Below are 9,711 nucleotides of genomic sequence, written 5' to 3' on the forward strand. Positions count from 1 at the left end.
CCTGCCGCATGACCGCCGCACGCCGCGGGCTTTCCTGCCGCGGGCGGCGGGCCCATCTTGCGCGCCAACGGGGCAAGGCGGGAGCGACTTCATGCTCGAACTGAACGTGAACGGCACGGTCCACCGGATCGAGGTGGAAGGCGACACTCCGCTGCTCTGGGTGCTGCGCGAGCAGATCGGCCTGACCGGCACGAAGTACGGCTGCGGCATCGCCCAGTGCGGCGCCTGCACGGTGCTGGTGGACGGGGAGGCGACGCGGTCCTGCTCCCTGCCCGTGGAGGCCGCCGCCGGCCGCGCCATCACCACCATCGAGGCGATCGAGGCCCATCCCGTCGGCGCGAGGGTGGTCGCGGCCTGGGTCGAGGCCCAGGCGCCGCAATGCGGCTATTGCCAGTCCGGCCAGGTCATGGCGGCGACGGCCCTGCTCGCCGCCACGCCGAAGCCGACGCCCGCCGACATCGAGGCGGCGATGACCAACATCTGCCGCTGCGGCACCTACAACGCCGTCTCCCGCGCGATCGGCATCGCCGCCGAGCGGGCGTGAGGGGTCCGGCCATGCGCATCGACGAGGCCATCGCCGCGGGGCTCGCCGCGGGCCGGCCGGTCAACCTCTCCCGCCGCGGGCTCTTCGCGGCCGCCGGCGCGGGGCTGTTCCTCGGGCTTGCCGTGCCGGTGCGGGCGCCGCGGGCACAGGGCTCGGCCGCCGCGGCGCTGCGGCACGCGACCAAGGTTCCGGCCTATCTGCGCATCGCGCCGGACGGGAAGATTCACCTGCAGAACCCCTTCGTCGAAGGCGGGCAGGGGATCGACACGGCCATCGCCCAGATCGTCGCCGAGGAACTGGACGCCGACCCCGCGGCCTTCGTCGTGACCTGCGCCCCGCCGGGCGAGGATTTCCGCGTCATGCAGGGCGGCAATGCGCGCTTCACGGGCGGGTCCTTCTCGGTCCGTTCGTCCTTCGCGCATTTCCGCACCCTGGGCGCGACCGCGCGGGCCATGCTGGTCGAGGCCGCCGCCGCGCGCCTTGCCCTGCCCGCCGAGGCGCTGGCCACCGAGCCCGGCCGCGTGCTTCATCGCGAGAGCGGCCGCGCCATCCCCTATGGCGAACTCGCCGAGGCCGCGGCGGCGCTGGCCCCGCCGGCCAATGCGCCGCTCAGGGACCCTTCGGCCTTCCGCGTGATCGGGGCGCGCGTTCCGCGCCTGGACGTGCGGGCGAAATCCACCGGCAAGGTCGCCTACGCCATCGACGTGAAGGTGGAGGGCATGCTGCTCGCCGCCGTCATGCACGCGCCGCGCGCCGGCGCCCAGCCCGCCGCCGTCACCAACGAGGACGCGCTGCGCGCCCTGCCCGGGGTGCATTCCGTCCATCGCCTGCCCGGCGCCGTCGCCGTGGTGGCCGACACCTGGTGGCGCGCGAAGAAGGCGGTGGAGCGGGCGCAGGTCGCCTGGCAGGCGCTCAACGGCGCCGTGATGGCCGAGGACTTCGCCGCCGCCGCCATGCTCGGCCGGCTGAAGGCCGCCGCCGACACGCCCGGCAACACGGCCGAGGAAGCGGGCGACATCCGCGTCGCCATGGCCGGCGCCGCGCGCATCATCGAGGCCGAGTACGACGCCCCGTACCTGGCTCATGCGCAGATGGAGCCGCCCTCGGCCACCGCGCGCTTCAACGCCGACGGGACGCTGGATGTCTGGGTGCCGAACCAGGCGCCGGACCTTTTCCAGGCGAGCGCCGCCCGCGCCGCGCAGGTCGAGCCGGCGAAGGTGCGGATCCATTCCCCGCCGCTCGGGGGCTTCTTCGGCCGGCACTTCGCCTATGGCAGCGCCAACGCGCATCCGCAGGCGATCCTGCTGGCCAAGGCCACCGGCCGCCCGGTGAAGGTGATCTGGAGCCGGGAGGAGGAGTTCGCCCGCGACGCCTACCGCCCCTTGGCCTTCGCGACCTTCCGCGCGGGGATCGACGTGGCGGGCGACGTCACCGCCCTGCAGGCGGCGGGCTACGGCGAAGGGCCGATCACGCGGCATTTCGGGCCTGCGGGGCTCGGCAACCCGCCGGTGGATGGCTCGATCATGGAGGGGCTGAGCGGCAAGCCCTACCGCTTCCCGGCCAAGCGGGTGGAATTCGTGCCGGTGCCGCATCCGCCGGGAGTGAACCTCGGCTTTTGGCGGTCGGTCGGGCATTCGATGAACGACTTCTTCTTCGAATCCTTCCTCGACGAGATCGCCGCGGCGACCAACAAGGACCCCTTCGCCTTCCGCATGGGGCTGCTGGCGCACAGCGAGCGGCATCGCGCGTTGCTGAATGCGGTGGCGGACCTCTCCGGCGGCTGGCGGCGCGGGCCCTTCGGCGCACCCGACGGCACGCGGCGCGCGCGCGGCGTGGCCATGGCCTCCCCTTTCGGGTCCGAGGTGGCGACCATCGCCGAGGTTTCGGCGAAGGACGGGGAAGTGGTGGTGCACGACCTCTGGGTCGCCATCGACCCGGGGCGCATCGTCAACCCGCGCACCATCGAGGAACAGGTGCAGTCGGCGGCGGCGATCGGCCTGTCCTCGGCGCTTGCCGAGGAAGTGGTGTTCGAGCGCGGCGAGGTCGCGACGCGCAACTTCGACACCTATCAGGTGATGCGGCGCGACCGCATGCCGCGGGTGCATGTGCGTATCATCGAAAGCGGCGCGCCCATGGGTGGCGTCGGCGAGCCCGGGACGCCGGGCGTGCCGCCGGCGGTGGCCAACGCAATCTTCGCGCTGACCGGCCAGCGGATGCGCAGCCTGCCCTTCAGCAGGACGAGGCTGTCGGACGCGTAGCCCAGGCCCCGGTCAGGAGGGCTCTCCCTGGCCGCGCGGGGAAGGTCTCCGGCACGGATGGCCGCCCACCGCGGATGGCGGGCCACCGGGGCGGCGGCATCGCCACCCCTCATCCTGGAGCAGATCCCGATCAGGTGGACTCGCCTGATCGGGTGAAGATGCTCGCAGAAACAAAGGCCTGGAGCGGTGTTCGTGAGCCGAGGCGAACGGAAACCGCTCCAGGTCAGGCGCCGCGGAAGACCGGCGCCCGTTTCGCCCGGAAGGCCGCGAGGCCTTCCTGGATGTCGGCGCTCTCCTTGCAGATGCGCGCGCGTTCCTCGCAGGCCGCGACGTCCAGCGCGCCGTGGCCGATCTCGTTCAGCGCCCGCTTCATGCCCTGGACGGCGAGCGGTGCCATCACCGCCAGCGTCCCCGCCAGCCGGTCCACGGCGGCGTCGAGTTCCGCCGGCGCCACGAGATGCGTCAGGTAGCCGATGCGGAGCAGTTCCTCCGCGCCCAGCTTCTCCGCCGTCAGGAACAGGCGCTTGGCCGTGTTCATGCCGAGGCGCGAGACGTACCGCCGCAGTCCGCCCGGATAGTAGTGAACGCCGAGCCGCGCGGCCGGCATGAACATCTCCATCCCTGTCACGCCGATGCGGAAATCCGCGGTCAGCGCCAGGTCGGTCGAACCGCCATAGACGCCGCCCTGCAGCCGGCAGATGGTCGGGATGCGCAGGGCCTCGAAGCGATCGACCATCGCGTCGAAGCCGGGGGCGCGGGCCGCGGCCTCCTTGTCCTCGGCGAAGCCGCCGAGGTGGAAGCCGGCGCTGAAGGCCGGGCCGCTCGCCGCCAGCACGAGGACGCGCAGGTCCTTGTTGGCATCGATGGTGTCGAAATATTCCATCATGCGGACGATGTCGCCCGGCTCGACGCGATTGCGGTGGCGGGAGCGATGCAGGCGGATGGTGGCGCGCGGACCCGAGATCTCGAGGCTCGGCGGGTCCAGGCGGGTGTCTTCGGTCATGGCGTTCCTCTCAACGGCGCCATCTATCCCCCATGCGGCGGCCGCCGTCATGTCCCCCGCCTATTTCGCCGGCAGCCCCTGCGCGAGATAGGCCGCCACCCGGTCGGCCGCGTCGGCGATGGCGTGGGGCGGCGCCTTCTCGCGCGGGCGGCAGGCCTCGGCCATGGCGCGCAGGTCCGGCCCCAGGTCCACCCCGGCCGCGCGCAGGCCGAAGGAAGCGGCGACGACGCCGATGGCGAGTTCGTGCGCCTCGGCATAGAGCCGGTCGCGGCTGTCCTCCGCCGCGGGATCGATGGATTCGGCGATGCGCACCACCTCGGCGGCGCGGGCGCGCACGGCGTCGGCGAGTTCGGCCGGGGCGGGCCGCATCTCCCCGATCACATACATGGCGTCGCGTGCCGCCTCGTGGTCCACCGAGGCGATGCGGGCGGCGATGGCGGATACGAAGTCGGGGCGGGCGCGGGCGGTGCGGAGCGCCTGTTCGTAGACCTCGTCGCGCCACATCGCCGATACGAAGGCGAGGATCTCCCCGGTCGGCGCGTCCGGCGGCAGGGCGGCGAAGTCGTCGCGGCGCCGGTCGGCGGCGCCCGGTTCCGGCGGTGGCGGCGGAGGCCGCGGGGCGCGGCGCGCTACGCGGTAGCGGACCTGCGGCACGGTCTCGGGCGGAGGCGACGCCGTGCCGGACCCGCGAGAGGTCGCGATCCACGGGCTCCAGGATTCCTCCAGCGCCGGCGGGCGCGCGGGGACGGGCAGTTCCGCATACAGCGTGTCCGGTGCGAGGCGCCCGATCGACAGGATCCGTGGCGCCTCCGAGATCGTCACCGGAACACGGCCTGGCACGGTCCAGTGCCCGTCCTCGAGCCGTGCATCCTCCGGCGTCCATTGGCCCGCGCTGGAACGCATGTTCGGGCCGGAGGACAAGTGGACGTAGGGCGCCTCCCAGGGCACCGAGGACGGCCGGTCCACCCCCGCCGGCAGGCGGAGTTCCAATGCCAGGTCGATCGGCTGCCCGCCCACCAGCGGCGCCACGTCCCGCTGCAGCCAGGCAAGCGCCCCCGCCGCCGTGATCAGCCCCCCCACCACCAGCAGGGACGCCCCGAAGCCCCGCGCGACGCCGCCTTCGCCGGCGTGGCCCACCAGCCGGCAGGTCGTGATCCCCACCACCGTGGCGCCGAGGAACCCGAGTATCCCCATGAAGAAGACGAAGTAGCCGGAGGCGCCCTCGAACGACGAGATGCGCAGCCAGGGCACCGCGCGGTCGGCGACGAAACCGGCATAGATGCCGCCGATCAGTCCGGTCAGCAGGCCGAGGAATATGGCGGCGAGCCAGGGCATGGGGCGGTTTCCCTCGGTCAGTCCTCGATGGTCAGGCCCGCCATCCCGAGGCGGCGGCAATGCTCGACGATGCGTCCGACCAGGGCGGCGCGGTCCGCGGGCGCGATCGGATCCGACCGGCGCTCGGCGGGGATCCACCAGCCCTCCAGCGTGCGCGGCAGCAGGCGCGGGCCGCCGGAGAAGGTGCAGATGATGGTGGCGACGCGGCCGTCCTCGCGGCAGGTCAGCATCTCGCCGCGGCGGTCCACCTCGATGGCGAGCGGCGCTGGCCTTGGTGGACGAAGCGCCGCAGGTGGTGCCGCAGCGCGGCGGAGGGCGTCCATGTCGGGGGCGGGCGGCGACGGGCCGGGCGGTTCCAGCACGAAGAAAAAGCGCCGCGGATCGGTCCATTCGCCGGACCACAGCGAGGACCGGCGATCATGGAAGCCGATCTCGGGCGAGGCCGCGCGCGGCCGCGTCGCCACCCGCTTCGCAAGCCGCACCCAGGCACCGACGGGCGGCGCCGGTGAACCGTGGCCGACCTCCAGGATGGTGTTGCCGGCAGCGAGTTCGGCTTCGAGCAGCGCGCGCAGCGCCGGCGGGAAGGCGTCGATCCCCTGGCCGTCCTTGGCAGTCACCGCGCCTCCTTTTGGCTCGCTGCCGGAACTATCCGACGGCGCGGCGCCGATGTCCAAGCCGTTTCAATAACGGCATGGTGCCGGGGCGGCTCCCACTTTCGTATCGGCGCAGGGCCGCGCCTCCGGATGCTCGCTCGCAAGGGGGTCTTCGGCCCTGGTCAGGGCGTCCACCCGACCCGGACCCGCTCTACGGCGCCCACTCCATCGCGGCATCCAGCGGCCAGATCGGCCGCGGCACCTGCCGCCAGGGCACGCGCTGCAGCACCACCGTCGTCAGCCCCGGCACGTCCACTTCCAGGATGCGGTCGGGGGTGAAGGCCTCGTCGAAGCCGGCGCGGAAATGGCCGCGCGACTTCACCACCAGGCTGCGCGCCGCGCCGAGGTCCACGCCCAGGCATTCCAGCATCGCCGGCTCGCACAATTGCCGCCGATGGGTGGCAACGGCGACGCGCAGCCCGCCGATGCGCAGCAGCGCCATGGGGCCGAGATCGACCTCCCGCCCCGCATAGATGCCGCGACGGCCGGTGATGCGGCCGCCGTGCAGCGCCTCGACCAGCGCCTCGGCGGTGAAGGCGTGGGACAGGGGGTGGGTCTCGGCGCGGTTGAAGTGGGCGGTGAAGCGGGCGCCCTCCCCCAGCAGATGCGCCTCGGCGGCGAGTTCCGGGTCGTTGAACACGCCGAGCACCGCGCCCCGCACGCCGGCCGCGTGGAAGGCCTCGAGGATCCAGACCGTATTGCCGCGCCCGCCGCCGCCCGGATTGTCCGCGACATCGGCGAAGAGCAGCGAAGGCGCGCGCGCATCCTCCCCCACCGCCTTCGCGCGGCGCACCGTTTCCTCGAGCGGCAGCAGGTTCGCCACCCAGCGCCCGCGGGAAGACCAGATGAAGCGCGCGATCTCCTCCGCCACCGCCTGCGCGCGCGCGGCATCGGTCCGCGTGGTGACGACGACGGACAGCCCGTTCTTCGGCGTGTCCCCCAGCGAGAAGCCGGAGGAGATCGAGACGTTCAGCACCTCATGGTCCAGGAAGCCCCGCCCATGGGCGATGGCATCCGCATAGGGGCCGCAATCGGTGTTCTGGCTGGTCGCCGGCGGGATCATCGGCAGTTTCACGAAGCCGGCGCGCGGCCGCATCCCGCCGAGCATGGCGCGCATCGCCGCCGCCGCCTCCGCCCCTCGTTCCGCCATGTCCACATGCGGGTTGGTGACGAAGGCGATCAGCACGTCCGCATGATCGACCATGGCGCGGGAGACGTTGGCGTGCAGGTCGAGCGTGGCGATGACCGGCACGTCCGGCCCCACCACCGCGCGCACGCGAGCAAGCAGCACGCCGTCCGGGTCGACCTCCACCGTCGCCGTCGCCGCGCCGTGCAGGGACAGGAACACGCCATCGAGCGGCATGGCCGCGCGCAGCCCGTGCTCGATGCGCAGCAACAGGTCGTCGAAGACATCCTGCTCGATCGGGCCGGAGGCGCCGGCGGCGGCGGCGACCAGCGGCACCGGCGCCCAGGGCCGGCCGCCATCCATCGCCCTGATGAAGCCGGTCAGCGCCGTGGGCGCGCGCGGCGCGGGGCGCGCCAGGTCGGCGGCGAGCGCATCGCCTTCAAGCCAGCAGGACGCCTCGAACTCGGCGCGGGTGGCGGGCGGCGCGTGGCCGTTGCTCTCCAGCATGAAGGCGGCGAGAGCGATGCGGGGCACGGTCATTCGGAAGGGGCCTCGGGACTCGTGCCCAGCATGCAGGCGTGCGCAGCGTTTGGGAATGCGCCCGCCGGCGCATTCCTGCCGCTATCCCCTTCGGTCTCGCGCGCGACCGACCCACCGGCCGCGCCTGCGGATACCCCCGGCAGCGATGCCGGGCGCGTCAGTCGTTCGCGACCGCCACGGGCGCGGGTTCGGCCGGGTGGCGCCCCTCCGTCTTTTCCAGCACCAGCTTCTGGTGCGGGTAGGGGATCTCGATGCCGAGTTCGTCGAAGCGCTTCTTGATGCGGCGGTTCATCTCGCGCCCCACCGCCCAGCGCTGGGAAGGCTCGGTCTTCAGGCGCACCCGCATCATCACGCCGGATTCCGCAAGGCGCTCCACGCCCAGGATGTCGAGGTCGTCGCGGATTGCGGGACGGAACTTCACGTCTTCCCGCAGTTCCACCGCGATCTGCTTCAGCACCTCGGTCACGCGGTCCGTGTCCTCCCCGTAGGCGACGTTCACGTCCACCACGGCGAAGGCGAAGTCGCGCGTCATGTTCGTCACCGTCGTCACAGCGCTGAAGGGGATGATGTGCAGGCTGCCGTCCTGGGCGCGCAGCTTGATGGAGCGGATGGACAACTGCTCCACCACGCCGGACAGGCCACCCACCTGCACCACGTCGCCCACCGCCATCGCATCCTCGAAGAGCAGGAAGATGCCGGTGATGACATCCCGCACCAGCGTCTGGGACCCGAAGCCGATGGCGATACCGACGACACCGGCACCGGCGATCAGCGGCGCGACGTTCACGCCGATCTCGGTGAGGATGATGAAGCCGACGACGACGACGATGGTGATCATCAGCGCCGTGCGCAGCATCGGCAGCAGGGTGCGGACGCGGGCGCTGCGCGCCGCCTTGGCGTCGCGCGACAGCCTCGCGAGGTGACGCGCGATGGCCGCGTTCGCCGCCTCCCACGCCGCCAGCGCGGCGAGCATGGTGAAGGTGATGGAGGCGAGCGAACCCACCAGCCGGCTGCCGAGCTGTCCCTGGCCGAACCAGGCGAAGGAGTCGAGGCCCCAGGCCTCGAGCAGGAACAGCAGCGACAGCGCGCCGATGAAGAAGGACAGCGTGCCCTTGACGATGGGCAGGTAGCGGTTGGCCCGCGCCTCCAGCCCCGGGTAGCGGTGCGCGAGGTCCGGCGTGATGCGGAACGCGCGGCCGAGGGCACGCCGCATGGCGATGTCGGCCAGCTTCGCGATGCCGATGACGACAAGGGTCATCAACGAGACCCGCGACAGGCGCCAGAACCCGCCCTGCACCTCCAGAGCCCAGACGCCCCAGGCGGCGATCAGCCAGGCGATGGCGAGCAGGTGCCAGACATCGGCCAGGCGGTCGCGCAGCCCGCGGAAGAAGCGGCGGGGCGCCTCGGCCGCGGTGCCTTCCGCCAGTTCCGGCGCGCGCAGGACGTCGGCCACCGCCACGCGGTTCTGCAGGATGACGACGATGAGGAAGAGCGTCACCAGCAGGAAGCAGACGCGCAGGATGGAATCGTAGGCGTTCCACGGCAGGCCGAACTGCAGCCCGGCCTCGGCGATGGCGAAGCCGGCCACCAGCACGAAGGTGATCCGCCGCAGCCAGATGGTGATGTAGGCCGCCGTCTCATCGGCCACCGGCAGCAGCCGCAGCATCGGCGAGGCCGGCGAGAGCGCCATGCGGGACGCCACCATCACGGCGCGGGAGGCCATGTAGGCGTTGTTCACCGTCAGCATGACCAGCTCGGTGGTCGGCAGCGGCCCGACCGCGCCGATCAGCCCGTAGGAGACGATGGCGAAGGCCGCGATCGGCAGCAGGTCCAGCCCGAGCCGGGCCACCACCAGCGGCACCTTTCGCAGCCAGGAGAAGGCCTCCCCTTCCTCCGGCGCGCGGGAATCGAGCTTGTTCCGCGCCCTGGCGAGCATCCGAACCGTGAGCCATTCGGCGAAGAGGCCGAGCCCGAGAACGAGCAGCAGCTTCCACGACGCGTCCGCCACCCGGTACTGCGTGACCGGATCGCGCGCCATTGAGGACAGCCAGGCGACCATAGAAGGCAGGTCGGCGATGGTCTGCACCGCCGCCACCACCTGGTCCGACATGGCCGAGAGCCGCTGGGACGCGCCCTGGAGCAACTGCGCACCAAGGGTGTTGGGCGCGAGCAGCTGCTCCGTCGGCGTGGCCGGCGCGGTGCCGTTCGTGCCGGCGGGCGCGCCGGCGGCCGGCGCGGCACCGGCCGGGGCC

General features: G+C 72.5%; 7 protein-coding genes. 2 read left to right on the plus strand and 5 right to left on the minus strand.

Annotated elements, in window-relative coordinates:
• Positions 1-91 precede the first annotated feature (91 nt).
• Positions 92-544: a (2Fe-2S)-binding protein gene (locus tag GXW76_RS16875; protein WP_211863263.1), complete on the plus strand. Its 453-nt coding sequence runs from the start codon at positions 92-94 to the stop codon at positions 542-544.
• 11 nt (positions 545-555) lie between these two features.
• Complete coding sequence (locus GXW76_RS16880; protein ID WP_211863264.1) at positions 556-2,802, plus strand: xanthine dehydrogenase family protein molybdopterin-binding subunit; 2,247 nt, start codon at positions 556-558, stop codon at positions 2,800-2,802.
• 223 nt (positions 2,803-3,025) lie between these two features.
• Here GXW76_RS16880 and GXW76_RS16885 read toward each other — a convergent pair whose 3' ends face one another.
• From GXW76_RS16885 to GXW76_RS16905, 5 genes are all read right to left on the minus strand, one after another.
• Positions 3,026-3,805, minus strand: a complete 780-nt coding sequence (locus GXW76_RS16885; protein ID WP_211863265.1) for an enoyl-CoA hydratase/isomerase family protein — start codon at positions 3,803-3,805, stop codon at positions 3,026-3,028.
• Between the two features lie 60 nt (positions 3,806-3,865).
• Complete coding sequence (locus GXW76_RS16890; RefSeq protein WP_211863266.1) at positions 3,866-5,140, minus strand: hypothetical protein; 1,275 nt, start codon at positions 5,138-5,140, stop codon at positions 3,866-3,868.
• A 17-nt stretch (positions 5,141-5,157) separates the two neighbouring features.
• Complete coding sequence (locus tag GXW76_RS16895; RefSeq protein WP_211863267.1) at positions 5,158-5,757, minus strand: hypothetical protein; 600 nt, start codon at positions 5,755-5,757, stop codon at positions 5,158-5,160.
• 187 nt (positions 5,758-5,944) lie between these two features.
• Entirely contained in the window at positions 5,945-7,459 is a 1,515-nt protein-coding gene (locus GXW76_RS16900; RefSeq protein ID WP_211863268.1) for a M81 family metallopeptidase, read from the minus strand.
• Positions 7,460-7,616: 157 nt separating this feature from the next.
• Positions 7,617-9,711 (minus strand): mechanosensitive ion channel domain-containing protein (locus tag GXW76_RS16905; protein WP_211863269.1); only part of this gene is annotated, 2,095 nt, incomplete at its 5' end.

It is taken from the genome of Neoroseomonas soli (assembly GCF_018129065.1).
GTDB classification, from domain to species: domain Bacteria; phylum Pseudomonadota; class Alphaproteobacteria; order Acetobacterales; family Acetobacteraceae; genus Neoroseomonas; species Neoroseomonas soli.